A 26,592-nucleotide genomic window follows, 5' to 3' on the forward strand; every position below is an offset into this window, starting at 1 on the left:
GAACCCACCGGCGATTCCATGATCAGCACTAACGCCCTTCCCCGCCGTCCTCGCTGGCGCAGCCTTGCCCTGCTGGCGCTGATCCTCGCCCCGCTGTTGTGGCCGCTCGAACGTCTGGCGGAACACTATTACCGCAATGAGCTGCTGAGCCAGAATCGCCAGACGCTCGACCTTTACGTCGCCAACCTGCTCGGCACCTTGCACCGCTATGAAGTCCTGCCGCAGATTCTTGGCGACCTTCCCGGCCTGCGCGCCACGCTGGCGAATCCGCAGGACCAGCACGCCCAGGCCCAGGCGAACCTGCTGCTGATGAACACCGCCAGGCAGACTGGCGCCGAGGTGATTTACCTGATGGCGCCCAATGGCGACACCCTCGCTGCGTCGAACTGGGACAAGCGTGACAGCTTCGTCGGGCGCAACTTCGCGTTTCGTCCGTACTTCAGCAACGCCATGGCCGGCAACCTCGGCCGCTTTTTCGGCCTGGGCACGACGTCGGCCAAACGCGGCTATTTCTTCGCCGCAGCGGTGCGCGATGGCGACGCTGTGATTGGCGTGCTGGTGGTCAAAGTCGACCTGGACCTTACCGAAACGCTGTGGGGCAAAACGCCGGAGCAGTTGCTTGTCACCGACCACAACGGCGTCGTGATCCTCACCTCCAATCCCAACTGGCGTTTCCGCGCGACCCGGCCGCTCAGCGAGGAGGAAAAGCAGGCCATCGTCGCCATCCAGCCCTACCCGACCCGCGACCCGCGCCCGCTGCAGCTGGATGAAACCGGCTGGCTGACGCAGACGCAGCAGATCGACGAGACTGGCTGGAGCGTCAATATCCTTGCGCCCAAGGTGCTTGTGTCGAGACCGGTGCGAACGGTCGTAGCCATTGGCGGTGCGGCGTTGCTGGTGCTGATGTTGCTGCTGGGTCTGATGATGCAGCGGCGACGGCATTATCTGGATCGCATCAACTTCGAGGCCAAGGCGCGCCGTGAGCTGGAAGTGCGAGTCGCCGAGCGGACCTGTGATCTGGAAGGCGTCAATCAGCGACTTCGCCAGGAAGTCCTCGAGCGCGAGCAAGCCCAGCAAGAGCTGTTTCGCGCCCAGGACGAACTGGTTCAGGCCGGCAAGCTGTCTGCGCTGGGCACGATGTCGGCGAGCATCAGCCACGAACTCAACCAGCCGCTGGCGGCGATTCGTAGCTACGCCGAGAACGCCGAAGTGCTGCTCGATCACCAGCGTACCGAAGACGCCCGCGGCAACCTCAAGCTGATCAGCGAACTCACCGGGCGCATGGCGTCGATCATTGCGCACCTGCGCGCCTTCGCCCGGCGCGACCGGCATGCGCCTGAAAGCGTGGCGCTGCAACCGGCGCTGGACGATGCGCTGGCCCTGCTCGCCAAGCGTCGGCGCGCGATGGAAGTGGAGCTGATCCGCGACCTGCCCGCCGCGACTTTGTGGGTGCAGGCCGGCGAGACGCGCCTGCGTCAGGTGCTGGGCAATTTGCTGGCGAATGCGCTGGATGCACTGACCGAGAAAGGCCCGCCGCGCAAATTGTGGATCAGCGCCGAGTACAACGCCGAGGGCGTCAATCTGTTCATCCGCGACAACGGCCCGGGGTTTTCCAAAGAAGCGCTGGAGCACGCGCGCGAGCCGTTTTTCACCACCAAGACGCGCACCCAGGGCCTCGGTTTGGGCCTGGCGATCTGCGATACGTTGATGCGCGCACTGGGCGGCGAGCTGCTGTTCGCCAATCACCCGGAAGGCGGCGCGCTGCTGACGTTGCGGATGCGCACCGGCGCCTCGGGCGTCAACCTTCAACCGTCTGAGGACTTATCTGCATGAGCACCGACGCCATCGACAGCCGCATTCAGGTGGTGCTGATCGACGACGATCCGCACCTGCGTCAGGCCCTGAGCCAGACGCTCGATCTCGCCGGCCTGAAAATCCTGCCGCTGAGCGACGCCAAAGGCCTGCAAGCGCGCATCGAGCGTGACTGGCCGGGGGTAATCGTCAGTGACATCCGCATGCCGGGCATCGACGGCCTCGAATTGCTCAATCAGCTGCATGCCCAGGATCCGGAGTTGCCGGTGTTGCTGATCACCGGTCACGGCGATGTCCCGCTGGCGGTTCAGGCCATGAGGGCGGGCGCCTACGATTTTCTGGAAAAACCGTTCGCCAGCGACGCTCTGCTCGACAGCGTGCGTCGCGCCTTGGCACTACGCCGGCTGGTGCTGGACAACCGCAGCCTGCGGCTTGAGCTCAGCGATCGTCAGCAACTGAGTACGCGACTGGTGGGATTGTCCGCACCCATTCAGCGCCTGCGCGATCAGATCGGCGCGCTGGCCGCGACCAAGGCTGACGTGTTGATTCTTGGCGAAACCGGCGCCGGCAAAGAGGTGGTCGCCCGCGCGCTGCATGACTTGTCCAACCGCCGTAACGGTCCGTTTGTGGCGATCAACGCGGGGGCGCTGGCCGAGTCGGTGGTCGAGAGCGAGCTGTTCGGCCATGAGTCGGGGGCGTTCACTGGCGCGCAAAAGCGTCGCATCGGCAAGTTCGAATTCGCCAACGGTGGCACGCTGTTTCTGGACGAAATCGAAAGCATGAGCATGGACGTTCAGGTCAAGCTGCTGCGCTTGCTGCAAGAGCGCGTGGTCGAGCGCCTGGGCGGGAATCAGCAGATCCCGCTGGACATCCGGGTGATCGCGGCGACTAAAGAAGACCTGCGCCAGGCGGCGGATCAGGGCCGTTTCCGGGCCGACTTGTATTACCGCCTCAACGTCGCGCCGTTGCGCATTCCGCCGCTGCGGGAGCGTGGCGAAGATGCGCTAGTGCTGTTCCAGCATTTCGCCGATACCGCCAGTTTGCGCCACGGTCTGCCCCGCCATGAATTGCAGCCGGGACATCGCGCGCTGCTGCTGCGCCACACCTGGCCGGGCAACGTGCGTGAACTGCAGAACGCCGCCGAGCGTTTCGCCTTGGGGCTTGAGCTGGAACTGGAAGGCGCCGCGCAGCCGGATCTGGTGGCATCCAACGGCGGGCTGAGCGAGCAGGTCGAGGCGTTCGAGCGGGCGTTGATCGCCGCCGAACTGACCCGCCCGCACAGCTCGGTCCGCAGCCTCGCCGAAGCCTTGGGGCTGCCCCGCAAAACGTTGCACGACAAACTGCGCAAGCATGGGCTGACCTTCAACGGTGCGGGGTCCGACGACAATGACTGACCCGCGACGCTTGTCCGCTAGAGACCTGGAAGCGGTGCTGCACCGGGACATTCCCCTCACTCGGGAAATGGGCATCAAGGTGCTGGGCTGGCGAGACCACCAACTGCGTCTGCACCTGCCATTGGCCCCGAACGTCAATCACAAGAACACCCTGTTCGGCGGCAGCCTGTATTGCGGCGCGGTGCTGGTGGGCTGGGGCTGGCTGTATTTGCGGCTCAAAGAAGCCGGGATCGATGACGGGCACATCGTGATTCAGGACGGCCAGATCAGCTATCCCCTGCCGGTCACACGCGATGGCGTCGCTGTCTGCGACGCACCGGATGAAGCAAGCTGGGAGAAATTTCTGAAGCTCTACCAACGCCGCGGCCGTGCAAGGCTGGCGCTGCACACCCGCATCGTGGTGGAAGGATCACAAGACACGGCCGTGGAATTCGTCGGGCAGTTCGTGCTGCATCGCTGAACAAAGCTGCCCGACACGCCTTGCCTATGTGGGAGTGAACTTGCTCACGAAGACGGCATTCCAGACGCTGAAAATGGCGTGGATATACCGACCTATTCGCGAGCAAGCTCGCTCCCACAAATCTAGCGGCTCAGGCGAGATGCTAAGTTGACCCCGATCCTGTAGGAGTGAGCTTGCTCGCGAAGACGGCATTCCAGCTGCTGAAAATGGCGTGGATATACCGACCTATTCGCGAGCAAGCTCGCTCCCACAATTGATCCCCTACGGCGCCCTCAGAGCTGATGTGCGCTCAAGCCCTCGCCAACGCCAGCAACGCGTCGCGCCATGTTGCTTCCCCGGCAACGCCAGAAAGAACGAATTGAGCAGTGTCTCCCGTGCCGGGTACTCGAAGGTCGTGCCGTCCAGGTGCAACACCACGCCGCCGGCGCCTTCCACCACGCCTTGGGCAGCAGCGGTGTCCCACTGAGACGTTGGCGCCAGACGCGGGTAGCAGTCGGCAGCCCCTTCGGCGAGCAGGCAAAACTTCAGCGAGCTGCCGATATTCGTCAGCTCAAGCTCACCCACTACTTCCGATAACCCGGCAAGCAACCTCTGTTGCTCGGGGCTGGAGTGACGACGGCTGGCGACCACCGTGAACGCCTCCCCTGCGCCCGGCTCATTGCGCACCTGAATAGGCGCCAGATGACGCGCATCGTCACTGCGCCACGCACCCAGACCGGCGCCACCGAAATAGCAGCGGTTGTTGGTCGGCATCGATACCACGCCAAATACCACACGACCGTTCTCGATCAGCGCCACGTTGACGGTGAACTCTTCGCTGCCGGCGATAAATTCCTTGGTGCCATCCAGCGGGTCCACCAGCCACCAGCGTTGCCACTGGCTGCGTTCGCTCAACGGGATGTTGGCGTCCTCTTCGGAGAGGATATGAATACTCGGATCCAGCGCCATGAGGCCCGCCACCAGCAGCTCATGGGCGGCCAGGTCGGCGGCGGTGACAGGCGAGTCGTCCGACTTGACCGTGACGTCCACGCCGGAGCGCCAGAACGGCAGAGTAACTTCTCCAGCCTGGCGGCAAAGCTCGATCACGGGCGCAAGCAGCGGGTGTGGCAATTGGGAAAATGTCGGGTTCATGGCAGGAAATCCCCACGCTCGGCCAGCAGGTCGCGGGCAAGGTATAACGCAGCCAGCGCGCGCCCCTCAGTGAACTGCGGGTTCTGAACCAGAGCGGAAAGCACGCGCAGATTGACCTTGTCCACACGCATCGGCTCAGGCTCGTCGCCGGGCAGCGTTTCTTCATACAAATCAGTGGCCAGCACGACCTGAATTTTCTGGCTCATGTAGCCGGGCGAAAGCGACAGCTCGGTCAGGTGCACCAAGGTACGCGCGCCATAACCGGCCTCTTCCTTGAGCTCGCGATTGGCGGCGGCCAACACGTCTTCGCCTGGTTCGATCAAGCCCTTGGGCAGCGAAAGCTCGTACTGGTCAGTGCCGCCGCAGTATTCCTCGATCAGCACGGCGTGATCCGCATCGAGCATTGCCACGATCATCACCGCGCCGTAGCCACTGCCGCTGCCCACCAGCCGCTCGTAGGTACGCTCGACGCCGTTGGAGAAGCGCAATTGCACTTCTTCAACGCGGAACAGACGGCTGCTCGCGACGATTTCGCGAGAGAGGACGGTAGGTTTCTGCTGCATGACGAGCTCCTTGGCGTAGACGGGTTACTATACCGTGGCTTTTGCGGATGTCTTCGCCGCAAACCCACGCGACCCATCCAACGCCGAGAGACCTGTATGCCTTCTTTGCCCTGGCGCGATATCGACACCGTTCTGCTGGATATGGACGGCACGCTGCTCGACCTGCATTTCGACAATCACTTCTGGCTGGAGCATCTGCCCAAGCGCTATGCCGAAGTGCACGGGGTCAGTCTGGCGATGGCGCAAATGGAGCTGATGCCGCTCTTCGAAAAAACGCCGGCACCCTCAACTGGTACTGCACCGACTTCTGGAGCACAGAGCTGAACCTGCCGGTGAAGGACCTGAAAATTGAAATCGCTCACCTCATCGCCTTGCGCCCTGACGCCGAGACGTTTCTGGCCGCCATCAAGCAGGCCGGAAAACGGGTGATCATGATTACCAACGCGCACCGGGACTCGCTGTCGCTGAAGATGGAAAGACTGGAGTTGGCACCCTACTTCGAGCGTTTGATCAGCTCCCATGACTACGGCTACCCCAAGGAAAACCCGCAATTCTGGGACGCGCTGCAAGCCGACACCCAGCTCGACCCTGCACGTAGCCTGTTTATTGATGACACTCTGCCAATCTTGCGCAGCGCGGGCCGATACGGGATTGGTCATCTGCTGGCGGTACGTGAGCCGGACAGTCGCAAAGGGCCTAAAGATACGGAAGAATTCGAAGCGGTTGAAGACTATCGGTCGTTGATACAGGGCTTATAAGCACCACAAAACAGCTGTAGAAGCGCGCTTGCCCGCGAAAGATCCATCCACTCAATGCGGCTGAGCCGGATGTACGATTTTTCGCGGGCAAGCGTGCTCCTACAAATGATCACCGCACGCCCAATACAGTTACGGAGGGCAATACGGTCAATACAACAGGCTTACTCAGGAATACGCAGAACCTGACCTGGATAGATCTTGTTCACGTCTTTCAGCATCGGCTTGTTGGCTTCAAAGATCTGTTGATACTTGTTGGCGTCGCCATACACACGCTTGGAAATCGCGCTCAGCGTATCGCCCTTCTCAACGGTGACGAACTTTGCAGCGGCAACGGCAGGTGCGCCGGCGGCGATAGTCAGTTGATCATCAACACTGCCTACACCGGCGATGTTGCCGGCAGCCAATACAACCTTCTCTTTCTCTTCCTGACTGGCGACTTCGCCCGTCAACGTGATCTTGTCGCCTTCGACCGTTGCATGAACATTGGGATTGCCCAAGCCAACAGACTCGATGTGCTTTTTCAGCTCATCACTGGCATTGGCGTTTCCCGGGGTGAGCAGGTCGATAAGCTTCTCGCCGGCTTCCTTCACAAAACTGAACAGACTCATGGGTTTCTCCTTGGTGTCGTTGTGATGTCGTTGTGGTTTCCCCGCGCAACATCTAATCCGCTGACATTGCCCGACAAAAGTCCGACCCCTGGCCGCGCCTCAAGGTTTCAAGCCATTTGACGTTCGGTCGCGATAGACTTCGCCGGGCCAGCCTGTGCCTTCTGGAGTGAAGATGGACATTAAACAGCTGAAATTTCTGATCGCCCTCGACGAAACCCGTCACTTTGGGCAGGCGGCTGCGCGCTGCCACATCACGCAACCGACACTGTCGATGCGTCTGCGCAGCCTTGAGGAAGAGCTGGACCTGCCACTGGTCAATCGCGGCCAACGCTTCGAAGGTTTCACTGCGCCGGGCGAACGCGTTCTGGCATGGGCGCGCACCGTGCTGGCGGCGTACGACGGTTTGCAGGCTGAAGCAGCCGCCTGTCGCGGGCATCTGGTCGGCACATTACGGCTGGGCGTGGTGCCGCTCTCCAATTTTGATCCATTGCCCTTGCTGCAACGTTTGCACTCCCTGCACCCGAACATGCGCTTCGAGCTTTCATCCCTGAGCTCCGAGCAGATCCTCGACCAACTCGCCAGTAACCGCCTGGACCTCGGAGTTTCGTATCTGGACCGGCTGGACACCGAACGGTTTGACTCATTGCAACTGGCCGAAACCCGCATGGGCGTGATGTACGACCAGCGTTATTTCAGCTTTGCCGAAGCCACTTCAAGCTGGGAAAGCTTGACCGAATTGCCCCTGGGCATGCTCACCAGCGGCATGCACTTTCGGCAGTCCATCGATCACAACTTCCACAGCCGCGGCCTTCATCCGCAGCCGATCATCCAGACCGACGCCGTGCATCAACTGCTGCAAGCGGTTCATGGCGGTTTCTGCTGCGCGATCATGCCGCTGCACGGCGGCCTTGAGTATCTCACTGAGCATCTGCGTCTGCAGCCCATCGAAGACGCGCAAACCCTCGCCCGGCTTGGCTTGATCATGCGACGCTCCGCGCCGCGTTCGGCATTGGCTGAAGCTTGCCTGGCGCTGTATCACACGATGATGGAAGCATCTTGATCGACGTCATCTATCGGTGCATCAGTACTAGCGATTAGACGTAATCCGACCGGAGGCCTAGGCTTAAGCCTAATTAATCTGCCGGTCACTCCCGATGCACGCCAAGCACATGGATATCACGGCGCCCGCACAACAACTGCCCGCGCCCGCCGCAAGCCAGTCCTACAGCTATTCAAACCTCGAACACGACATCAGCGAGCCCAATGTGCTTGCCGAGGAAGTCGCGTTGGCGATTGCCTATAACGGCATCAGTCAGGCCGTCATGCTGGTGACGCCCACTGACCTCGAAGACTTTATCGTCGGCTTCAGCATTGGCAGCGGCCTCATCGAATCACCCGACGAGATCTACGACATCAAGCTCGGAGGCTGCGGCTCTGCGCAGACTGCAGAAGTCGAAATCGCCAGCCGCGCCTTCTGGAACCTGAAGACCCAGCGTCGGCAACTGGCTGGCACCAGCGGTTGCGGCCTGTGTGGTGTTGAAGCCGTCGAGCAGGCATTGCCCGAGCTCAACGTGCTGCCCGGCGCGCCCCTTCCCCCGCCGAATGGTTGAAAGGCCTGCGCGGGCGCATGGGTGAGTTTCAGCCACTGGGTGAACACTGCGGCGCCGTCCATGCAGCGATGTTCATGGACGCTCGCGGCGAAATTCTCTTAGGTCGTGAAGACATCGGCCGACATAACGCTCTAGACAAGCTGATCGGCGCACTGATTCGTCAAGACATCCCGACCACGGGCGGTCTGGCAATCGTCACCAGCCGCTGCAGTCTGGAACTCATTCAAAAGGTATTACGTGCCGGCATTCAGACCCTGGTCAGCCTGTCATCGCCCACCGGCCTGGCGCTGCAATGGGCCCGACGCCACAACCTCAACCTCATTCATCTGCCTAAACACAGTGCGCCGCGGGTTTACAGTCCTGCGTTGGAGAATCAAGCGTGAGCATGCATAAAGAAGCCGACAAAGTATCGACCCCTCGCTACAAGCCCTACAAAGGGCCGGCCGGCGGATGGGGCGCATTGATCAGCGTCGCCCACTTCTGGCTGACCAGCGACAACGCCCTGAAGAACATCCGCACGATGCTCAAGACCAACCAGAACGGCGGCTTCGACTGCCCGGGCTGCGCGTGGGGCGATTCGCCGGAAAGCGGCATGGTCAAGTTCTGCGAGAACGGCGCCAAAGCAGTGAACTGGGAAGCGACCAAGCGCCGCGTCGACCCGTCCTTCTTCGCTCGTTACAGCGTCAGCTCGCTGCTTGAGCAAAGTGATTACTGGCTGGAATATCAGGGCCGTCTGACCGAGCCAATGGTCTACGACGCTCAGACCGATCGCTATAAGCCGATCGCCTGGGACGACGCCTTCGCCCTGATCGCCAAGCACCTGAACAACCTGCCAAGCCCGAACATGGCCGAGTTCTACACTTCGGGCCGTGCCAGCAACGAAGCGGCGTATCTGTATCAGCTGTTCGTCCGTGCCTATGGCACCAACAACTTCCCTGACTGCTCGAACATGTGCCACGAAGCCAGCGGCGTTGCGTTGTCGCAAAGCGTGGGCGTCGGCAAAGGCACGGTGACCTTCGAGGACTTCGAGCACGCGGACGCGATTTTCGTCCTCGGCCAGAACCCGGGCACTAACCACCCGCGCATGCTGGAACCGCTGCGTGAAGCGGTTAAACGTGGCGCCCAAGTGGTGTGCGTCAACCCGCTGAAAGAGCGTGGCCTGGAACGATTCCAGCACCCTCAGCACCCGCTGGAAATGCTCAGCAACGGTTCGGAGCCGACCAACACGGCGTATTTCCGTCCGGCACTGGGCGGCGACATGGCCCTGCTGCGCGGCATGGCCAAGTTCCTGCTGCAGTGGGAGCGTGAAGCCCAGGCGAGCAACGAGCCGTCGGTGTTCGATCACACCTTCCTCAACGAACACACCAACGGCGTGCTGGAATACCTGGCCGCCATCGACGACACCTCGTGGGAATTCATCGTCGAGCAGTCGGGGCTGCCACTGACCGACATCGAGCTCGCCGCGCGCATGTACGCCAAAGGCAAGAACGTGATCATGTGCTGGGCGATGGGCATCACTCAGCACCGCCACTCGGTGCCGACCATCCAGGAAGTCTCCAACCTGATGCTGCTGCGCGGCAACATCGGCCGGCCCGGTGCTGGCCTGTGCCCAGTGCGCGGTCACAGCAACGTGCAGGGCGACCGCACGATGGGCATCAATGAGCGTCCACCGGCGTTCTTCCTCGATGCGCTGGAGAAACGTTTCCAGTTCAAGGTACCGCGTGAAAACGGCCATAACGTCGTTGAAGCGATTCACGCGATGCTGGAAGGCCGCGCGAAGGTCTTTATTGGTCTGGGCGGTAACTTCGCCCAGGCAACCCCGGACAGCCCGCGCACCTTCGAAGCCCTGAGCAACTGCGACCTGACCGTGCAGATCAGCACCAAGCTCAACCGCAGCCACCTGGCCCATGGCAAGGAGGCGCTGATTCTGCCGTGCTTCGGCCGTACCGACATCGACATCCAGGCCGAAGGCCCGCAAGCGGTGACCGTTGAAGACTCTTTCAGCATGGTTCATGCGTCCAACGGCCAGCTCAAGCCGCTGTCAGCGCAGATGCGTTCCGAGCCTGCGATTCTGGCAGGCATCGCCAACGCAACGCTGGGCAAGCAGCCGGTAGACTGGCTGTGGCTGGTAGCGGACTACAGCCGCATTCGCGACCTGATCGCCGACACCATTCCGTCGTTCCAGAACTTCAACGAGAAGATCAAAAACCCGGGCGGTTTCTATCTGGGCAACGCCGCAGGCTCCCGTCGCTGGAACACGCCAAGTGCGCGGGCCAACTTCAAGCCGAACGTACTGCCGAGTGATCTGGTGCATGAAAGCGTGCGCGGGACAGGCATCGTGCCGGACCTGATCATGCAGTCGATGCGTTCGCATGATCAGTACAACACCACTATCTATGGCCTGGACGACCGTTATCGCGGCGTGAAAGGTCAGCGTGACGTGATGTTCGTGAACGAGGCCGACATCATTCGGCTGGGCTTCGTACCGGGTCAGAAAGTCGACATCGTGTCGATCTGGGGCGATGACATCACCCGGCGCGTGAAGGGCTTCACCCTGCTGCCGTTCGACATCCCGGCCGGCCAGGCCGCTGCGTACTACCCGGAAGTGAACCCGCTGGTACCGCTGGAAAGCGTCGGCGACGGCAGCAGTACGCCAACGTCCAAGTTCGTCGCGATCAAGCTTGAGCGCCACGCGGACACAGCTCGGATTATCTGATCTGCGTAGCAAAGCATGTCTATGTGGGCGAGATGGCCCACATAGACATGCTTTCAGTCTCTAGAGAAATCGGCTGAATGTTCCGGCCCATTCGTGAGCAAGCTCACTCCCACAGGTTCAGCGGCCTAGCCAAATATCAAGTCGACCGCTGCGCACGTGGGGGCGAGCTTGCTCGCTAAGGCTTGCTTCCAGTCTCTAGAGAAACTGGCTGAATGTTCCGGCGCATTCGTGAGCAAGCTCACTCCTACACGTCCAGCGGCCTGGCCGAATATCAAGTCGACTGCTGTCCATGTGGGAGCGAGCTTGCTCGCGAGAGGGATCTAACAACCGCTGGATAGTTAGCGGATGTACCAGCCTCGTCGCAAGAAAAGCTCATCCTTCCTGCAGCCACAAAAAAGGCCCGAATCGCGAGATTCGGGCCTTATCAAGTAGCGTATGACTCACCAACTTGACTTAGGTTCCCGAGCCAAAACAATAAGTTAGGGTTTTGTATACAGGTCGTGCTATTCGTCGGAATTCGATTGTGACATTTTCTTCATGATCGCAGGATCGCGGCGTCATCCCTATGAGCATCCATATATGAAGTATTCCTCGATTCTGTTGTTGTCGTTCTCACTGGTCAGCGGTTTTGCCTCAGCAGGCGATAACGTGACGGCCGGCGTAGGCGGCGCATTGGGTGGGGTACTCGGCTCCGTCGTTGGCCAACAGGTCGGCGGCAGCACAGGTTCGGCAATTGGTGCCGGCCTTGGCGGTGCGGCCGGTGGCGCAGTGGGCGCCAACCGCCGGAACCGTACCGAAGCCGCAATCGGCGGCGGCCTGGGCGCCGCTGGCGGTAACGTGATCGGTCGCAGCGTCGGTGGTAGCACCGGCAGTTTGATCGGCGCAGCAGCAGGCGGCGGCGCGGGCGGCGCACTTGGTAACTACATGGGCGACGAAAGCCGCCGTGACGACGACCGAGGCCGTGGCTACCGTGGCTACCGTGGCGATCGCCGCGACTACAAACATGGTCGCGGCCACGCGTATGGTCATCGCAAGCACCATCGTGACTGATGCCGTCGAGTTCCTCTCGCGCATCTGACCCGATAAACGCCGGCCGCCGATAACGCGGCCGGTTTTATGTTCAGGCCACCAATCGCTCAAGCGCCTGCCGCAACCCTGCCGGGATCGGCACTGGCTGATTGGATGCCCGATCCACAAACACATGCACGAAGCGGCCTGCTGCCCGCGCCTCCTCCTCTCCCGCCTTGAATACTGCCAATTCATATTGCACCGAGCTGTTGCCCAGCTTGCCGACCCGCAGCCCGACCTCGATCAGCTCGGGATAGGCGATCGACGCAAAGTAATCGCACGACGAACTCACCACGAATCCCACTGTTTCACCGCCATGAATATCCAGCCCGCCCTGTTCGATCAGATAGGTATTCACCGCGCTGTCAAAAAAGCTGTAGTACGTGACGTTATTGATATGGCCGTACACATCGTTGTCGTGCCAGCGCGTCACGATCGGCTGGAAGTGGCGATAGTCGGCGCGCTGCGGGGTGTCATTCATGGGGCTCCCTCCGGTGTGTCTGTCGTGTTTCTTCGTTCATGAGGTTCGTGACCACTATTGGATCTGGCGCTGAATCCACTGACGCACCTTCGCATACGGATACGCCTCCAGCGCCGCAAATCCGCCGATATTACGGGCCTTGAGCCGGGTAAACATCGGCACGCTGATCCCGCAGAGAAACCGCGTCAGGCACTCAGCTCCAGGCTCATGCCCTCGGACCTCGAGGTGCTTGCTGACGAAATCGCTGCACAGGTCCGCAAAGTCCTGCTCGCTCAAGGACGTCAAGGCTGGCGGCTCGGGGAGTACGGCCACATGCCCCTCGCACACCGAACAATGACCACAGCGCTCGGGCGCACGGTCGTCGCCAAAGTATTGAGCGAGACGATGACTAAGGCACTGCTCGCTGGCGAACAGCTCGAGCATCGCTTGGATGCGCGCGACTTCGGTCTTTTCATGATGGACGAAGTAGTCATGCAACTCCTCGCTCAGCGCCTGTGCGTCGAAGTCGGCGGCGATCAGGCTGTAGACCTCGGTCATCTGCTTGCTTTCAAGCTCGATCCAGCCCTTCTCCTGAAAGAAATCCAGCGCCGTCACCACGCGCCCGCGCTCGGCCTGATACTGCTGATACATCGCGTCGAAGTTGACGGTTGCCCACGTCCGCGCCCGGCTTGATGTCTCGGTCAGCGCCTGCACGAATTCGCGTCGTTCGCCCTGAAACCGCTGCACCAGCACCTGCGGCTCGATCAGGTACTTGAAGCGGTACTCCGCGAAATACGAATAACGCGGCGCGATGATCCCGCGCAGTTCCAACTGCACCAGCAGCGTCTTCAGAGGCAGTTGGCGGATGTTGCTGAGGTCCGACAAGGGCGCCAGCAGAAACTCCCATTGACTGTCGTTGCGCGCGCCTTGCAGATCTTCCAGCACCAGTCGAATGCCTTCCTGCTCCGGCGTATCGCCGTACACGAAGTTCTCCAGCACGTTCAGGCTGTCGCGATTGGCCAGCACCAGACACTCCGACGTCGCCCCATCCCGGCCTGCACGACCGATTTCCTGGCTGTAGTTCTCGATGGATTTGGGCAAGTCGAAATGGACGACGTTGCGGATGTCACTCTTGTCGATGCCCATCCCGAAAGCGATCGTGGCGACGATGCAGTTGAGCCGCCCCTCCATGAACTGGCGCTGAATCGACTCGCGCTTATCGTGGGGCAGGCCTGCATGGTAAGCGTGCGCCGGGATGCCGTTCTGCGACAGATGAGCGGCCACGAACTCGGCAGTTTTCTGCAACGTGACGTAGACAATGCTCGGCTGCCCGGCCCGTTCGCCGAGCCACTCCACCAGCCGCCGGCGCTTGTCCCGACCTGCGACGGGCTCAACCCTCAGGGTAAGGTTTGGCCGGTAGAAACCGGTCGTCACCACATCGTCCGGCGCGATGCCGAACTTGCTCTGCATGTCATCGATGACTTGAGGTGTCGCGGTCGCTGTCAGTAGCAGCGCCTGGGGGATGTTGAACTCGCGCTGGTAGTCAGGGAGTTTCAGGTAATCGGGCCGGAAGTTGTGGCCCCACTCGGAGATGCAGTGCGCCTCGTCGACGACCAGCAGGGAAATCGGCACTTGGGTGATGAAATGCCTGAAGCGTTCGTTTTTCAGGCGTTCGACGGAAATCATCAGGATTTTCAACTCACCCGAACGCGCCCGGGCCATGACATCGGCGACCTCGTCGCGACTTTGCGCGGAGTCGATGCTCGCCGCCGCAATGCCGTGCCGCTGCAGGAAAGCCAACTGGTCCTGAATCAGCGCCAACAGCGGTGACACCACCAACGTCAGATGCGGCAGCAGCAATGCCGGCAGCTGATAGCAGAGGGATTTACCGGAACCCGTGGGAAAAATCGCTGCGGCGGAGCGCCCGGCCAACACCGTACTGATGGCGGCCTCTTGTCCGGCGCGAAACTGCCGATAACCGAAAACCTGCTCAAGGGTTTGATGCATGTGCTGCCACTCCTTTGACCGTCGCCAGGGCGTGAACCATAGCGCGGTGGGTCTGGGCGCAGTACACCTAAACCATTACAGAAATATCGGACAGGATACATCCCGGATACAAACACCGCGCGCAATGCTGGCAAAACGTCATTCCGAGGATTAATCTCGCGCGACGCGTATTCAAGCGCGGCACGTCAGACGCCCCAATCAACTGCAAACCGGTCGACACCACACGATTCGCCAAGGAGAGGCAATGCAATCCACGCCCCAGCCCGAGGATGACGGGCTCACCATGAAACGACTGGCGCCCGGCCAGTTCGACGTTGTACTCGGCTCTCACCCTGCCCGGCGAACCGCGGCGTCCGGCAATAGCAACTGGCCGTTCAGCAGCGTGCTGATCTGCTTGGCGCTGCTGATCGCAATCATCTTTCTGATCGCCCAGATGTTTCGCACACCCAAGCCAGCAGCGATGGTCATTCCCGCCCCGCCCACCGCGGAAGTCGTCAGCGAGCCCGAGGCGATACAACCCGTTGCCCCAGTGCGCAACGTCGAACAAGTCGTTTATATCGCCCCCAAGGCTGACGTCTCGCAACCCGTCACCGCGCGGCCGCTCGATACCTGCCTGAAAGGCGGCAACCTCATCGACCAGGATGTCGTGAACTGCCGCTTCGGGGACGCTCAGGGCAGCGACGCCCAAGCCGTCCGCCCCCAAGGGATGGTTTCAGAGCATTACATGGCGAGCTACAAGGCCGCTGCCGCAAAGCCCAGAACCGAGCCCGCTCGGCGTTATGAAGTAGCGGGTGTGTTTATCCGTGAAATCGACGGGCGAAACCGATATGAAGCCCGCTATCGTATTTCCAACAATCATATTGAAACCAGCAGTGTCTGCATGAACTTCCTGGCCGACAGTGTCGAACACCGTGAGTGCCGCCGGGCTGCCGTACCCTACTTCAAAGACATGTGCAGCGATTGGAGCAAACGCGTCGCCAAAGACAAAAGTGATAAAAATAAACTGGCGCAAGAACAGTACTGTACAGCGGCCCGGGATTATTCAGCGTGATGGATAACCCATTCACGCCGCTGGATATTTATTTACGCTCGTCACTCAACATGAAGTAACAACAACCGCGGACGCTTCCCCAAACAGTCTTCTAACCTCGTGGTTCCTATCAACCAACGAGGTTAGAAATATGACAACATTTACAATTTTCTTTTGCGGCACGGGCTCGACTAAATACGACAACCTGCACAAGAACTACTGGAACGGTGAACTGGTTGCGACGCTGGCCAATAACATTGCCGGTCACGAGTTCGCGGAGTGGATTGTTATCGACGGCCCGGGTAGCGGCAACATGCAGGCCGACGAACTGTTTACCGAATCCAAAGGATTTGGCTGGACTGGCACTGCATTCGGCAAAGGCTGGCATGAGAATGTGCAGCATGCTCTCAACATCATCCGGGGCCAATTCGATTGGCAAAGAACCAAGCTGTCTGAAGCCGACTACCAGCGTCTCAAGCGAGCCGACGTGCCTATTCCAGACGCGCAGGCGCACGGCTCGTGGTTCTGGCGGCAATACGACTACGGCAATCGCATCAGCCCGCAGGAACTCCAGCGACAGCTGATCAAGAACCTGAGAAAAGACGGCTTGATTCCCAAACAGATCAACCTGGTGGGGTGGAGCCGCGGCGGGGTGAGTTGCCACATGCTCGCCAACGCGCTGATGGCGAATCCGGAAACGCGCCAGATACCGGTCAACATATTCGCGGTAGATCCGGTGCCCGGTCCCTTGAATTACCAGCTTGAGAAAGTTTCTCTCGGCAGCAACGTCAAAGAATACGTGGCGTTCTATGCCCGCGACGAACGCTCTAAAGGGTTCTCATGCATCATTCCGAAAACAGACGCCAGAACTAAAGTCAGCATCTTTCCCATGGCAGGGCGCCATGCGTCTTTGGTAGGTAATGCGTCGCTCACAGGGGCAAGCGGGCCCGGAGACCTTACAGAACCGGGCACAATCGTTCGACACTATGCCGAAGTCTGCCTGTCCCGATGGGGCACGAAGCTGCAACGAAAACTGAATCTGTCAGCGACCGATGTCAGCCGGCTTCATCAGAGCGTCGTCATGCACGAGGCTGACTTCATCAAGATGCGCAATCATTCTTACACTGTCTTGCGTGAAGACCATAAAACAGAGCGTTACGTCAGCTATGCAGATAAAGGGACTGGCTTCAGCATGGTTGCCGGTACTCCATTCAAGCCAGCGCAGGGCCTGGCTGCCACACTCGCGAAGGGGAATGAAGCCTACAATGACATCTGCTGAAACCAGACCCGGCGTCATGGGCAACTAAAGCCCTCTGATGGCTGTCCAGTCCATCGCCAATGGCCTCCTCGCCGAGCGCCGCGGTGGCGAAAACCAAATTCCTGAAGAAACCGCCCACGAGGGCGGTTTCTTCATCCCGCTTTTTGTCATTGCTGGATTGACCCGTCAGCGCTTTCTGCGGTCATACGGAGCTACAGTCAGAGCCAACCGCAGCGATTACGGACGGAATACCATGCCTCAAGCAGCCACGCGAACCACCACCCGCCTTTTCCCGCTGCTATTGGCCGTCACGACCGCCATGCTGTGCGGCTGCGGCGATGATTCCAAGACCTCTGACGTCGCGACGGGAAGCGCCTCGCCAGCGCAGAAAACCATGAGCGTGGATGTCAGCGGTGCGTTGAACCTTCATTACGAAGCGCGCGGGGATCAGGTGAGCCTGGGCTTCTTGCCCGGCAAACTGCCTGGCTCCAACTGGTTGACGCTGAGCGCGGACCAGGAAGCAGAAGGTGACCGCAATGAGGTCAGCATCGGGCCGATCCTCGGATTCTCCTTCGATAACCCCGATCAGGAAAAGAAGGCGATCATGTTTCAGGGAGGCCGCGTCGAAGTGGCCCACGATGAAAACAGCGCGTCCTACGACACCGGTTCGTACTACCAGTATTTCGATACGGACAAGAACGGCAGCAACAGCAACGTCCAACTCGTCTTCAGCAAAATCGAGAAGCTAAGCTCCCTAACAAACTGCTCGACCGCTACCGGTTGATCGGTACGTTTCAGTTCAATGCGGCGCTGTCACCTGAGCAACCCACCGACGACTGCACCCGGGAAGCCGCTGCTTACGCGGCAGAGCACGGCGAGCGCCACCCGGGGTTCGACGCCAGGCTGTGTAACGCGAAAAGCGTCGTGGCGAAGGGCAGCTTTGATATCACCCAGGACTTTCCGGCAACGACGAAAGCAGACGGATAACATCGCGCAGGCATAAAAAAACCGCCCCGAAGGGCGGTTTCTTTTTAACAGGTGCCGATCTTACAGCTTCGGACCCGCTGCCTTGATCGCGTCGCTCACTTCAAACTTCTTGAAGTTCTCGATGAAGAGGCCGGCCAGAGCTTTGGCTGCTTCGTCATACGCGGCTTTGTCAGCCCAGGTGTTGCGCGGGTTGAGCAGGCCGGTTTCGACGCCCGGTACGGAAGTCGGGACGTCCAGGTTAACGGTGTCGAGGTGCTCGGTTGCTGCACCGATCAACGCGCCGCTCTGGATGGCCGCGATGACGCCACGGGTGGTCGGAATGTTGAAGCGTTTGCCGACGCCGTAGCCGCCGCCGGTCCAGCCTGTGTTGACCAGATAGACCTTGGAGCCGAAACCGCGGATGCGCTTGATCAGCAGCTCTGCGTATTCGCCCGCCGGACGCGGGAAGAACGGTGCGCCGAAGCAGGTGGAGAACGTCGACTTGATGCCAGCGCCCGAGCCCATTTCAGTGGAGCCGACCAGTGCGGTGTAACCCGACAGGAAGTGGTAGGCCGCTTGTTCTTCGCTGAGGATCGACACGGGTGGCAGCACGCCGGTCAGGTCGCAGGTCAGGAAGATGACTGCGTTTGGCTCGCCGCCCAGGTTCTTCTCGGAGCGCTTTTCAACGTGCTCTAGTGGATACGCGGCGCGGCTGTTCTGAGTCAGGCTGCTGTCGGCGTAGTCGGCATGACCGGCTGCGTCCAGCACCACGTTTTCCAGCACAGCGCCGTGCTTGATGGCCTTCCAGATAACCGGCTCGTTCCTCTCGGAGAGGTCGATGCACTTCGCATAGCAACCGCCTTCGATGTTGAAGACAACGCCTTCGCCCCAACCGTGTTCGTCGTCACCGATCAGGTAACGGGTCTCGTCGGCGGACAGCGTGGTTTTACCAGTCCCGGACAGACCGAAGAACAGCGTCACGTCGCCGTCTTCACCGATGTTGGCCGCGCAGTGCATTGGCAGCACGTCGGACGCCGGCAGCAGGAAGTTCTGCACCGAGAACATGGCTTTCTTCATTTCACCGGCGTAACGCATACCGGCAATGAGCACCTTCTTCTGGGCGAAGTTGATGATGACGCAGCCGTCCGAGTTGGTGCCGTCACGCTCAGGCACGCACTCGAAGTTGGCCACGTTGAGCACTTGCCATTCTTCACGACCGGCCGGGTTGTACTGGGCCGGGTTAATGAACAGGCAGCGACCGAACAGGTTCTGCCAGGCTGTCTGCGTGGTCATCTTGACCGCGAGGTAGTGATCTTCGGCTGCGCCTACGTGAACGTGGGAAACGAAGTGTTCCTGGGCGTTGTTGAACGCCTCGACACGGGCCCACAGAGCGTCGAACTTATCGGCAGGGAATTTGCGGTTGATCGGACCCCAGGCGATCGCGGCCTGAGTGGTCGGTTCATCTACGATGAAGCGGTCGACAGGCGAGCGGCCGGTGCGGTGGCCTGTTTCCACGACGAGTGCGCCAGTATCGGACAGCACGCCTTCTTCGCGTTTGAGGGCTTCTTTAACCAGATCGTCGACACTGAGATCGGTGTGAACGGCGTTATTGGCTTGCGTCATGAGATTCCCCGTCGGCTCGATGGCCGAGTGCTCCAAACGTTTTGTAGTAGAAAAACCAACACTACTACAGCTAAAAAGTGGCCGGATTATGCCAGAAAAGCCCAAAAAAGGTAGGGCCCTCCTGTCAGAACTACATGAAGAAGAGTCAAGCGGGCCGGGCGGAAAGCTTTCAGCGCAGGACCCGCACTACATTAATGGCGGGTATCGGAAGGGGTATCCACCCCACCCCCTGCAAACAGCTGCGCTACATCGGTCGCATCGAACAGATAGCGCTGATTGCAGAACTGGCAGTCGATCTCCACCGCACCGTGATGCTCGATCACCAACTGCTGTGCATCTTCCAGACCAAGACTGACCAGCGCATTGCCAGAACGTTCGCGCGAGCAGCTGCAACGGAACACCAATGGCTGGACGTCGAACATGCGCACGACGTCTTCGTGGAACAGCCGATGCAACACGGTTTCGTTGGTCAGGCTGAGCAGTTCCTCGGCGGTCAGGGTGTCGACCAGTGTGTTGACGTGCTGCCAGCTGGCCTCGCGTTCTTCAAGCTCTTTCAGCTTTTCAGCTGGCAGCTGTTGCAGCAGCAGGCCCCGTGCGCGCTTGCCGTCGGCCTTGATCCAGAAGCGAGTCGGCAATTGTTCCGACATCACAAAATACTCGGACAGGCACGCCGACAGGTCGACGCCATCAAGGCCCACGATGCCCTGATAGCGTTTGCCCTGACGCGGGTCGATGGTCATGGTCAGGTCGCCATTGGGCATCAGGTCGAGTAGCGTGGCGTCAGGCTTGACCAGGGTTTCGTCGTAGCGCGCAATGCCGCGCAATTCCCGCTCGCTGGAGCATTCGACCATCAGCAACGATACCGGCCCAAGCGACCGCGCCTGCAAAATCAGCAAGCCGTCGAACTTCAGTGTGCCGACCAATAGCGCGGCGGCGGCGAGCATCTCGCCGAGTAACTGGGCGACTGGCTCGGGGTACGGGTGCTTGGCAAGTACCTCGGCGTAGCTGCGCTCAAGGGCCACGAGCTCGCCGCGAACGTCGCTCTCGTCGAAGATGAAGCGCTGGGTGTAATCGGTATCCGCAAAGTCTGACATAGGAGAAGGTATCTGAATGGATGACAAAATGATGACAAGCGCCTATAAAGCGCGGTTTAGCACCGACGGGTGCACTGTCATGCCGATGGGGGCATTTTATGGACTATCCCGCATTGTTCCAACCCAAGTGGAACGCCAAAAAATTCATGCTGTGCAATCTGGTGGCGCTGGCACTGCTGCTGCTTTGGATCTGGCCCACGGGCCACGCGGCTTTCACGCACTTCGATGAAGGCCTGTTTCACGTACTGAACCGCCCGCTTGAGCAAAACAAGGCGTGGTTGTGGATCTGGACGATTGCCAGCATGCGGCCCTTCGATGTCGTCGTTGGCCTGATCCTTCTTACGCTGCTTATCAAAGGCGAGTGGGTATTCAAATCACTGCAAACGCGTGCTGCGCTGATCGGCTTTGTGTTGACGCTGATTCTGCTGCTTATCATTCGAACGGTGTTTTCCAAAATCATCGACCACAGCGCACTGCAACATGACAGCGCATCGATGATGATCCCTGATGCCATCAAGCTCAGCGACATATTCCCGGGGCTTGAAGACAAGTGGCAGCTCAAGGATCGCTCCAGCCAGAGCTTCCCGGGCGACCACGCTTCGGTGCTGTTGATCTGGGCGATGTTCATGAGCGTCTATAGCCGCACGGTTGGCCAGCGTGTCGTCATCTGGGCGCTGGCGTTCCTGTTCATGATGCCGCGCCTGGTTGCTGGCGCTCATTGGGGTCAGGACGATTACATCGGCGGCGTGATGATCGCGTTGCTCGCCCTTGGCTGGAGCTGCTACACCCCGTTCGTTGCCACCGTCACCGCTTTCCTGTTTCGACTGACCGCGCCCGTGTTCAATGTGCTGGGCCGCCTGCCGCTGCTCAAATGCCTGAGCATCATGAAGCAGGGCTCTCATTTGTAAGCTGCCTGTCGCCACTGAGCAGTCCGGGGTCGATGAGTGCGCGATCCCGGAAAGCGGCTAGATCGTCAGTCGTCACCCGAACGAAAATGAAACAATTGCCGGCGCTGCTTCTTGGTCGGCCTGCCGTCAGTCGTCACGCCCAGGCTTCCGGCCTTGCGCATCTCGGCGGCTTGCTCGCGTTTGGCAAGGCTCTCCGGCGTTTCGCTGTACAGCAACTGAGCCTCAGGCGCGCCACGGCGGACAATCGACAATGCCTTGACGACGACGGTCCGCTCATCGAAGCCTGCTCTGATCTGCAACTCATCCCCCACACGCGGCTCTTTTCCCGGCTTGCAACGCTCGCCGCGGCAATGAACCTTGCCGCTTTCAATGGCGGCTTTCGCCAAGGCGCGCGTCTTGAAGAAGCGTGCCGCCCAAAGCCATTTGTCCAGACGGACTTTGTCGTCCTCGTCTGACTTCTGTGTCATCTGAATTCCTCAATCGTGTAATGGTCAGAAACCGTACTACGTCACGCCGGGGACGCAGTAACCGCCACCCTCGTTTACACTGCCCACCAAGACTAAAGCACCGGCTTCAGGAGAACGACGTGACAGACTTCCCAACGTCATTGACTGGTGGGTGCCAGGGCTGCAAAGAAGGCTCCGCGCTGGATTTCGACTTTGAATTTGCCTATCAGCCTATCGTGGACGTCCGCGACCACTCGGTGTTTGCCCACGAGGCGTTGGTACGTGGCGTCAACGGCGAGGGTGCCTTGTCTGTGCTGAACCGGGTTGACGACACCAACCGTTACCGTTTCGATCAATTGTGCCGAACCCGCGCGATTTCAACTGCCGCCCGGCTGGGAATGGACGAACACCTGTCGATCAACTTCCTGCCAAATGCGGTTTATCGCCCCGAACTGTGCATTCGCAGCACCCTGGAAGCCGCCCGGGCCCACAACTTTCCGCTGGACCGACTGATCTTCGAGACCGTCGAAACCGAGCACATTTGCAACAACAGCCACCTGACCAACATTCTTCGCCAATACCGTCAGTTTGGCTTCAAGACCGCCATCGACGACTTTGGCGCCGGGCACTCGGGACTGACCCTTCTTGCCGACTTTCAGCCTGATTTGATCAAGCTCGACATGGCGCTGGTGCGCAATGTCCATCTCGACCCCGCACGGCAGGCCATCGTGCGTGGCATTGTCACAATGTGTGCGGAGCTGGGCGTTACAGTGATCGCCGAAGGCATTGAACATGCAGGCGAACGGGATTTTCTCGCCGACTGCGGCATTTACCTGATGCAAGGCTACTGGTTCGCCAAGCCAGCATTCCAGGCGCTGGCGCATATCGATGCCGCCGCCTGGCAGAACGTGTAAACGAACGGAACCGCTTTGAAAACATTTGACCATCTGACAGTTATCGGCCTTCGCGAATGGGTGGCTTTGCCCCATCTGGGAGTCGCCGGGTTGCGCGCGAAAATCGACACCGGGGCCAGCACTTCCAGTCTGCACGCGACAGAAATAGAACCGTTCGAACGGGACGGCGAGAAATGGGTGCGCTTCAACGCGCACCTGGGGACGGTGGTGCAGCTGCGTCATCGTCGCTGCGAGGCTCAACTGGTGGCGATGAAAACCATTAAAAGCTCCAACGGCCACGCCCAGGTTCGCTACGTCATTCGTACGACCTTGGCGCTGGGGGATCGGGTCTGGCCAGTGGAATTCACGCTGGCCTGCCGCAAGGCCATGCGCTACCGGTTGCTACTGGGCTCCAAAGCCCTGATTGATGGCCAGTTGGTGGTCAATCCGGGTGTTACTTATATTCAGGACAAGCCGGTATTCCCGGCTTCAAATCTCTCTGCCACAGGTGCTGCATGAAGATCGCTGTGCTTTCGCGAAACCCGCGTCTGTATTCAACTCGTCGTCTGGTCGAAGCTGGCATTCAGCGCGGCCACGAGGTCGTGGTGGTCGATACCCTGCGCGCCTATATGAACATCGCCAGTCATAAGCCGCAGATCCACTACCGAGGAAAACCCCTGGAAGGCTTTGATGCGGTGATACCTCGCATTGGCGCCTCCGTGACCTTCTACGGCTGCGCCGTGCTGCGTCAGTTTGAGATGATGGGCGTGTTCCCGCTCAATGAGTCCGTCGCGATCGCACGATCGCGCGACAAATTGCGCTCGCTGCAGTTGTTGTCGCGTCGGGGTATCGGTTTGCCCGTCACCGGCTTCGCTCACTCACCGGATGACATCCCAGACCTGATTCAAATGGTCAACGGCGCGCCCCTGGTCATCAAAGTGCTTGAAGGCACGCAAGGCATTGGCGTGGTGTTGTGCGAAACCGCGACGGCGGCCGAATCCGTGATCGAGGCCTTCATGGGTCTGAAGCAGGACATCATGGTCCAGGAGTACATCAAGGAAGCGGGTGGCGCCGACATCCGCTGCTTCGTGGTGGGTGACAAGGTCATTGCTTCGATGAAACGTCAGGCGAAGCCCGGGGAATTCCGTTCCAACCTGCATCGTGGCGGCACCGCCAGCCTGATCAAGATCACGCCGGAAGAGCGCATGACGGCCATACGCGCTGCCAAGGTCATGGGTTTGAGTGTTGCGGGCGTCGATATCCTGCGCTCCAACCACGGGCCACTGGTGATGGAAGTGAACTCGTCGCCAGGTCTTGAAGGCATTGAAACCACCACCGGCAAGGATGTGGCGGGAATAATCATCGAATACATCGAAAAAAACGGCGGGCCGCACATGACCCGCACCAAAGGCAAAGGCTAACGCCTTAGCCCGTCTCTGCACGGAGGCTTTGGTCGCGAGCACGCCAGTCGCCCAGAGCCCCCAGGCAGAATCACGAACGAATCAATCGGCATCCCGCGGCAACAACAGCCCCAACGGCAGCCGAACCCTGGCCTCCAGCCCGCCTCCCGAACGATTGCGCAGCTCGACATTGCCGCCGTGCATTGCCGCAATGCGCTTGACGATCGCCAGGCCAAGCCCTGTGCCCTTGCCACTTCTGGCGCGGTCGCCACGGATGAAGGGATTGAAAATCCCCTCCAGTTCCGACGGATCAATACCCATACCGCGATCCAGCACGCTTAGCACCACATAGGGCGCACCGCTGTCGCCGGAAACGTAGGCCGCCACTTCAACGCCGTCACCGGCATGGTGCATGGCATTGCCGATGAGGTTATTGAGCAGCCGCTTCATGGAAACCCGTCGCAGCGGGAAAGGCGGAATGGACTCCAGACACAGCCGGACCTGCTCTACCGGGTTGTTGTATGGCGCGACAACTTCGTGGACCAGCTCAACCAGATCGACTTCCTCGACCTCTTCATCACGCCCATCCCTGATAAATGCCAGGAACTGATCGAGGATGGCGTCCATGTCTTCGATGTCGCGCACCATGCCTTCCATGAACTCGTTGTTGGTCGGCATCAACTCCAGTGACAGGCGCAACCGGGTCAGCGGTGTCCGCAAATCGTGGGAAACTCCCGCCAGCATCAGCTCGCGCTCCTGACCGGCTTGCTCAACGTCTTCGGCCATCTGGTTGAACGCGCGGTACACCTCGGTGATCTCGCTGGGCGTGTCGCCGACCGGCAAACGCACACTGCGCCCCTGCCCTAGCTGGCGCGCGGCAAAGACGAGGCGTTTGAGCGGCTGATTGAGCTGGCTGACGAAGATCCACGCCGATGCCGTCGAGAGCAACCCGATCGCCAGGAACCAGCCCAACACGCTCCAGATTTTCTGCCCGCGCAAGGGATGTGGGTACAGCGGCACTTTCAGCCAGCCATCGCCGAGACTCGGCGCCCTCACCCACAACGCCGGGGGCGCGTGGACACGCAGGCGCACTTCGGTGTCCGCGCCCAACTCATCCTGCATTTGCCGCTGATAGATCTCTGAGTACGGCCAGTGCTGCTCGCCTTCCGGCACACCGCCGCCTACCACACGGATAAGCCCGGCAGCGTCGGCGATGGTCTGCCGGTCGCTCTCATCGGCCGCCCAGTAAGCCCGCAAAGTGAGTGCAACGCCGTGGCTGTACTGGCGATCGACCAGAACATCCTCGTTCATCAGCAGATAGACGAGGGTCAGCGCCTTCGAAAACAGCACGACAATGAGCACCAGCCACAGGGTGCGGGAGAAAAAGCTTTGCGGGAACCAGAGCGGTGTCTTCATAACAGCAGCTATACACTTTGCGGAAGCGAGGCGGGCTCGCGAATTTGCGGAACACATGACACAGCAAAAACCAGTCACGCCAATGGCCGCTTTCGCGAACATTGAGGTGACTGGCTAACGGAGGCGGGCGTGAGACAGGCCCGGCAGGTTACCGTCGAACTTGCTGCTACTGCTTGTTGGCACCGTCTGGCACGAAAACATAACCCACTCCCCAAACCGTCTGAATGTAACGCGGCTTGGCAGCGTCCACCTCAATCAGACGACGCAGGCGGGAGATCTGGACGTCAATGGAGCGCTCCAGCGCGTCCCATTCGCGGCCACGGGCCAGGTTCATCAGTTTGTCCCGCGTCAACGGCTCACGGGCATGCATGACCAACGCCTTCAGCACGGCGAATTCACCGGTGGTGAGCATGTGAACTTCGTCGCCGCGCTTGAGCTCGCGGGTGGCGAGCGACAGAGCGTAATCGCCAAAGGTGACGGTTTCGTCTTCGGTGGCGGGTGCGCCGGGTACGGGTGCGGATTGACGACGCAGCACGGCGCGGACGCGAGCCATCAGTTCGTCAGGATTGAAAGGTTTTGCGAGGTAGTCGTCGGCGCCGAGCTCAAGGCCCTTGATGCGGCTAAGCTCGTCGCCCTTGGCGGTCAGCATGATGATGGGGACTTGATTGTTCGCGGCGCGCAGGCGGCGGCAGGCGGACAGGCCGTCTTCGCCCGGCAGCATCAGGTCCAGCACCACGAGGTGGAACACTTCGCGCGCCAGCAGCCGATCCATTTGCTCCACGTTGGGCACAGCCCGGGCGCGGTAGCCCTTGCTGTTGAAAAAGCGTTCTAGCAGGCTGCTCAAGCCCGGGTCATCGTCAACGATGAGGATTTTCTCGCCTTCAGCCGTTTGTGCAGTGCTGCTCATTGGAAGCTCCTTTGATCTCGGCGCGCATTATGGCGTAGCTGCAGTTATGCGCACCGTGTGCATT

The 26,592-nt window shown here is 60.1% G+C and carries 23 protein-coding genes and 3 pseudogenes; 16 read left to right on the forward strand and 10 right to left on the reverse strand.

Annotated elements, in window-relative coordinates; genetic code table 11:
* The first annotated feature begins 18 nt into the window (after positions 1-18).
* From JN403_RS03005 to JN403_RS03015, 3 genes are read left to right on the forward strand one after another with little or no spacing between them, the layout of a single operon-like run.
* Entirely contained in the window at positions 19-1,833 is a 1,815-nt protein-coding gene (locus JN403_RS03005; protein WP_122534369.1) for an ATP-binding protein, read from the forward strand.
* Complete coding sequence (locus JN403_RS03010; protein ID WP_205485202.1) at positions 1,830-3,206, forward strand: sigma-54 dependent transcriptional regulator; 1,377 nt, start codon at positions 1,830-1,832, stop codon at positions 3,204-3,206. The genes JN403_RS03005 and JN403_RS03010 overlap by 4 nt, the downstream gene beginning before the upstream one ends.
* Positions 3,199-3,666: a YiiD C-terminal domain-containing protein gene (locus JN403_RS03015; protein ID WP_205485204.1), complete on the forward strand. Its 468-nt coding sequence runs from the start codon at positions 3,199-3,201 to the stop codon at positions 3,664-3,666. The genes JN403_RS03010 and JN403_RS03015 overlap by 8 nt, the downstream gene beginning before the upstream one ends.
* Positions 3,667-3,955: 289 nt before the next feature.
* Here the strand turns inward: JN403_RS03015 and cysQ are convergent.
* Positions 3,956-4,797, reverse strand: a pseudogene (gene cysQ / locus JN403_RS03020) (3'(2'),5'-bisphosphate nucleotidase CysQ).
* A complete protein-coding gene (gene nudE, locus JN403_RS03025) occupies positions 4,794-5,360 on the reverse strand; it encodes an ADP compounds hydrolase NudE (protein ID WP_205485208.1) in 567 nt (188 codons plus the stop codon). The pseudogene cysQ and the gene nudE overlap by 4 nt, the downstream one beginning before the upstream one ends.
* A gap of 96 nt (positions 5,361-5,456) precedes the next feature.
* Between nudE and yrfG the strand changes: the two are divergent.
* A pseudogene (gene yrfG, locus JN403_RS03030) lies at positions 5,457-6,118 on the forward strand (GMP/IMP nucleotidase).
* A gap of 161 nt (positions 6,119-6,279) precedes the next feature.
* Here the strand turns inward: yrfG and lysM are convergent.
* Positions 6,280-6,726 carry a peptidoglycan-binding protein LysM gene (lysM, locus tag JN403_RS03035; protein ID WP_205485210.1) on the reverse strand — a complete coding sequence of 149 codons (447 nt, stop codon included), beginning with the start codon at positions 6,724-6,726 and terminating at the stop codon, positions 6,280-6,282.
* 172 nt (positions 6,727-6,898) lie between these two features.
* Here lysM and JN403_RS03040 point away from each other — a divergent pair, with 172 nt between their 5' ends.
* From JN403_RS03040 to JN403_RS03055, 4 genes and pseudogenes are all read left to right on the forward strand, one after another.
* Positions 6,899-7,786, forward strand: a complete 888-nt coding sequence (locus tag JN403_RS03040; RefSeq protein ID WP_122534057.1) for a LysR family transcriptional regulator — start codon at positions 6,899-6,901, stop codon at positions 7,784-7,786.
* A gap of 94 nt (positions 7,787-7,880) precedes the next feature.
* Positions 7,881-8,719 (forward strand): annotated as a pseudogene (fdhD, locus tag JN403_RS03045) (formate dehydrogenase accessory sulfurtransferase FdhD).
* A 2-nt stretch (positions 8,720-8,721) separates the two neighbouring features.
* Positions 8,722-11,052 (forward strand): FdhF/YdeP family oxidoreductase, encoded by a 2,331-nt coding sequence (locus tag JN403_RS03050; protein ID WP_205487216.1) that lies wholly within the window; start codon positions 8,722-8,724, stop codon positions 11,050-11,052.
* A 579-nt stretch (positions 11,053-11,631) separates the two neighbouring features.
* A complete protein-coding gene (locus JN403_RS03055) occupies positions 11,632-12,102 on the forward strand; it encodes a glycine zipper domain-containing protein (protein ID WP_205485212.1) in 471 nt (156 codons plus the stop codon).
* A 70-nt stretch (positions 12,103-12,172) separates the two neighbouring features.
* Here the strand turns inward: JN403_RS03055 and JN403_RS03060 are convergent, their stop codons facing one another.
* Both JN403_RS03060 and JN403_RS03065 read right to left on the reverse strand, forming a co-directional pair.
* Positions 12,173-12,601: a thioesterase family protein gene (locus JN403_RS03060; protein ID WP_205485214.1), complete on the reverse strand. Its 429-nt coding sequence runs from the start codon at positions 12,599-12,601 to the stop codon at positions 12,173-12,175.
* 54 nt (positions 12,602-12,655) lie between these two features.
* On the reverse strand, positions 12,656-14,587 hold the full coding sequence (locus JN403_RS03065; RefSeq protein WP_205485216.1) for a RecQ family ATP-dependent DNA helicase: 1,932 nt from the start codon (positions 14,585-14,587) through the stop codon (positions 12,656-12,658).
* 244 nt (positions 14,588-14,831) lie between these two features.
* Between JN403_RS03065 and JN403_RS03070 the strand changes: the two genes are divergently transcribed.
* From JN403_RS03070 to JN403_RS03085, 4 genes are all read left to right on the forward strand, one after another.
* Positions 14,832-15,638 carry a hypothetical protein gene (locus tag JN403_RS03070; RefSeq protein WP_205485218.1) on the forward strand — a complete coding sequence of 269 codons (807 nt, stop codon included), beginning with the start codon at positions 14,832-14,834 and terminating at the stop codon, positions 15,636-15,638.
* A gap of 130 nt (positions 15,639-15,768) precedes the next feature.
* On the forward strand, positions 15,769-16,896 hold the full coding sequence (locus tag JN403_RS03075; protein WP_205485220.1) for a hypothetical protein: 1,128 nt from the start codon (positions 15,769-15,771) through the stop codon (positions 16,894-16,896).
* A 37-nt stretch (positions 16,897-16,933) separates the two neighbouring features.
* Positions 16,934-17,659: a hypothetical protein gene (locus tag JN403_RS03080; RefSeq protein WP_205485222.1), complete on the forward strand. Its 726-nt coding sequence runs from the start codon at positions 16,934-16,936 to the stop codon at positions 17,657-17,659.
* Complete coding sequence (locus tag JN403_RS03085; RefSeq protein WP_205485224.1) at positions 17,656-17,862, forward strand: hypothetical protein; 207 nt, start codon at positions 17,656-17,658, stop codon at positions 17,860-17,862. The genes JN403_RS03080 and JN403_RS03085 overlap by 4 nt, the downstream gene beginning before the upstream one ends.
* 60 nt (positions 17,863-17,922) lie before the next feature.
* On the opposite strand, the gene JN403_RS03090 is transcribed toward JN403_RS03085, so the two are convergent.
* Both JN403_RS03090 and hslO read right to left on the reverse strand, forming a co-directional pair.
* Entirely contained in the window at positions 17,923-19,464 is a 1,542-nt protein-coding gene (locus JN403_RS03090; protein WP_205485227.1) for a phosphoenolpyruvate carboxykinase, read from the reverse strand.
* Between the two features lie 191 nt (positions 19,465-19,655).
* Positions 19,656-20,558, reverse strand: a complete 903-nt coding sequence (gene hslO, locus JN403_RS03095) for an Hsp33 family molecular chaperone HslO (RefSeq protein ID WP_205485229.1) — start codon at positions 20,556-20,558, stop codon at positions 19,656-19,658.
* 98 nt (positions 20,559-20,656) lie between these two features.
* Here hslO and JN403_RS03100 point away from each other — a divergent pair, with 98 nt between their 5' ends.
* A complete protein-coding gene (locus JN403_RS03100; RefSeq protein WP_122534068.1) occupies positions 20,657-21,466 on the forward strand; it encodes a phosphatase PAP2 family protein in 810 nt (269 codons plus the stop codon).
* A 65-nt stretch (positions 21,467-21,531) separates the two neighbouring features.
* Here JN403_RS03100 and JN403_RS03105 read toward each other — a convergent pair whose 3' ends face one another.
* Entirely contained in the window at positions 21,532-21,933 is a 402-nt protein-coding gene (locus tag JN403_RS03105) for a S4 domain-containing protein (RefSeq protein WP_205485232.1), read from the reverse strand.
* Between the two features lie 119 nt (positions 21,934-22,052).
* Here JN403_RS03105 and JN403_RS03110 point away from each other — a divergent pair, with 119 nt between their 5' ends.
* Genes JN403_RS03110 through rimK form a run of 3 tightly spaced genes read left to right on the forward strand, consistent with a single transcriptional unit; the run spans position 22,053 to position 24,226 of the window.
* Complete coding sequence (locus JN403_RS03110) at positions 22,053-22,826, forward strand: EAL domain-containing protein (RefSeq protein ID WP_205485235.1); 774 nt, start codon at positions 22,053-22,055, stop codon at positions 22,824-22,826.
* 33 nt (positions 22,827-22,859) lie between these two features.
* On the forward strand, positions 22,860-23,324 hold the full coding sequence (locus JN403_RS03115) for an ATP-dependent zinc protease (RefSeq protein ID WP_172613008.1): 465 nt from the start codon (positions 22,860-22,862) through the stop codon (positions 23,322-23,324).
* Positions 23,321-24,226 carry a 30S ribosomal protein S6--L-glutamate ligase gene (gene rimK / locus JN403_RS03120; RefSeq protein WP_065987438.1) on the forward strand — a complete coding sequence of 302 codons (906 nt, stop codon included), beginning with the start codon at positions 23,321-23,323 and terminating at the stop codon, positions 24,224-24,226. Before JN403_RS03115 ends, rimK begins: the two co-directional genes overlap by 4 nt.
* Before the next feature lie 81 nt (positions 24,227-24,307).
* Here the strand turns inward: rimK and JN403_RS03125 are convergent, their stop codons facing one another.
* Positions 24,308-25,621 carry an ATP-binding protein gene (locus tag JN403_RS03125; RefSeq protein ID WP_065987439.1) on the reverse strand — a complete coding sequence of 438 codons (1,314 nt, stop codon included), beginning with the start codon at positions 25,619-25,621 and terminating at the stop codon, positions 24,308-24,310.
* Between the two features lie 166 nt (positions 25,622-25,787).
* Positions 25,788-26,528: a two-component system response regulator OmpR gene (gene ompR, locus JN403_RS03130; RefSeq protein WP_065987440.1), complete on the reverse strand. Its 741-nt coding sequence runs from the start codon at positions 26,526-26,528 to the stop codon at positions 25,788-25,790.
* Positions 26,529-26,592 lie beyond the last annotated feature (64 nt).

It is taken from the genome of Pseudomonas sp. 15A4 (genome assembly GCF_016925575.1).
Taxonomy (GTDB): Bacteria; Pseudomonadota; Gammaproteobacteria; order Pseudomonadales; family Pseudomonadaceae; genus Aquipseudomonas.

Excerpts from the sequence above, each read along its gene's own strand:
- JN403_RS03005 (WP_122534369.1), top strand. The coding sequence starts at position 19 with ATGATCAGCACTAACGCCCTTCCCCGCCGTCCTCGCTGGCGCAGCCTT.
- JN403_RS03010 (WP_205485202.1), top strand. The coding sequence starts at position 1,830 with ATGAGCACCGACGCCATCGACAGCCGCATTCAGGTGGTGCTGATCGAC.
- JN403_RS03015 (WP_205485204.1), top strand. The coding sequence starts at position 3,199 with ATGACTGACCCGCGACGCTTGTCCGCTAGAGACCTGGAAGCGGTGCTG.
- nudE (WP_205485208.1), bottom strand. The coding sequence starts at position 5,360 with ATGCAGCAGAAACCTACCGTCCTCTCTCGCGAAATCGTCGCGAGCAGC.
- lysM (WP_205485210.1), bottom strand. The coding sequence starts at position 6,726 with ATGAGTCTGTTCAGTTTTGTGAAGGAAGCCGGCGAGAAGCTTATCGAC.
- JN403_RS03040 (WP_122534057.1), top strand. The coding sequence starts at position 6,899 with ATGGACATTAAACAGCTGAAATTTCTGATCGCCCTCGACGAAACCCGT.
- JN403_RS03050 (WP_205487216.1), top strand. The coding sequence starts at position 8,722 with ATGCATAAAGAAGCCGACAAAGTATCGACCCCTCGCTACAAGCCCTAC.
- JN403_RS03055 (WP_205485212.1), top strand. The coding sequence starts at position 11,632 with ATGAAGTATTCCTCGATTCTGTTGTTGTCGTTCTCACTGGTCAGCGGT.
- JN403_RS03060 (WP_205485214.1), bottom strand. The coding sequence starts at position 12,601 with ATGAATGACACCCCGCAGCGCGCCGACTATCGCCACTTCCAGCCGATC.
- JN403_RS03065 (WP_205485216.1), bottom strand. The coding sequence starts at position 14,587 with ATGCATCAAACCCTTGAGCAGGTTTTCGGTTATCGGCAGTTTCGCGCC.
- JN403_RS03070 (WP_205485218.1), top strand. The coding sequence starts at position 14,832 with ATGCAATCCACGCCCCAGCCCGAGGATGACGGGCTCACCATGAAACGA.
- JN403_RS03075 (WP_205485220.1), top strand. The coding sequence starts at position 15,769 with ATGACAACATTTACAATTTTCTTTTGCGGCACGGGCTCGACTAAATAC.
- JN403_RS03080 (WP_205485222.1), top strand. The coding sequence starts at position 16,934 with ATGGCTGTCCAGTCCATCGCCAATGGCCTCCTCGCCGAGCGCCGCGGT.
- JN403_RS03090 (WP_205485227.1), bottom strand. The coding sequence starts at position 19,464 with ATGACGCAAGCCAATAACGCCGTTCACACCGATCTCAGTGTCGACGAT.
- hslO (WP_205485229.1), bottom strand. The coding sequence starts at position 20,558 with ATGTCAGACTTTGCGGATACCGATTACACCCAGCGCTTCATCTTCGAC.
- JN403_RS03100 (WP_122534068.1), top strand. The coding sequence starts at position 20,657 with ATGGACTATCCCGCATTGTTCCAACCCAAGTGGAACGCCAAAAAATTC.
- JN403_RS03105 (WP_205485232.1), bottom strand. The coding sequence starts at position 21,933 with ATGACACAGAAGTCAGACGAGGACGACAAAGTCCGTCTGGACAAATGG.
- rimK (WP_065987438.1), top strand. The coding sequence starts at position 23,321 with ATGAAGATCGCTGTGCTTTCGCGAAACCCGCGTCTGTATTCAACTCGT.
- JN403_RS03125 (WP_065987439.1), bottom strand. The coding sequence starts at position 25,621 with ATGAAGACACCGCTCTGGTTCCCGCAAAGCTTTTTCTCCCGCACCCTG.
- ompR (WP_065987440.1), bottom strand. The coding sequence starts at position 26,528 with ATGAGCAGCACTGCACAAACGGCTGAAGGCGAGAAAATCCTCATCGTT.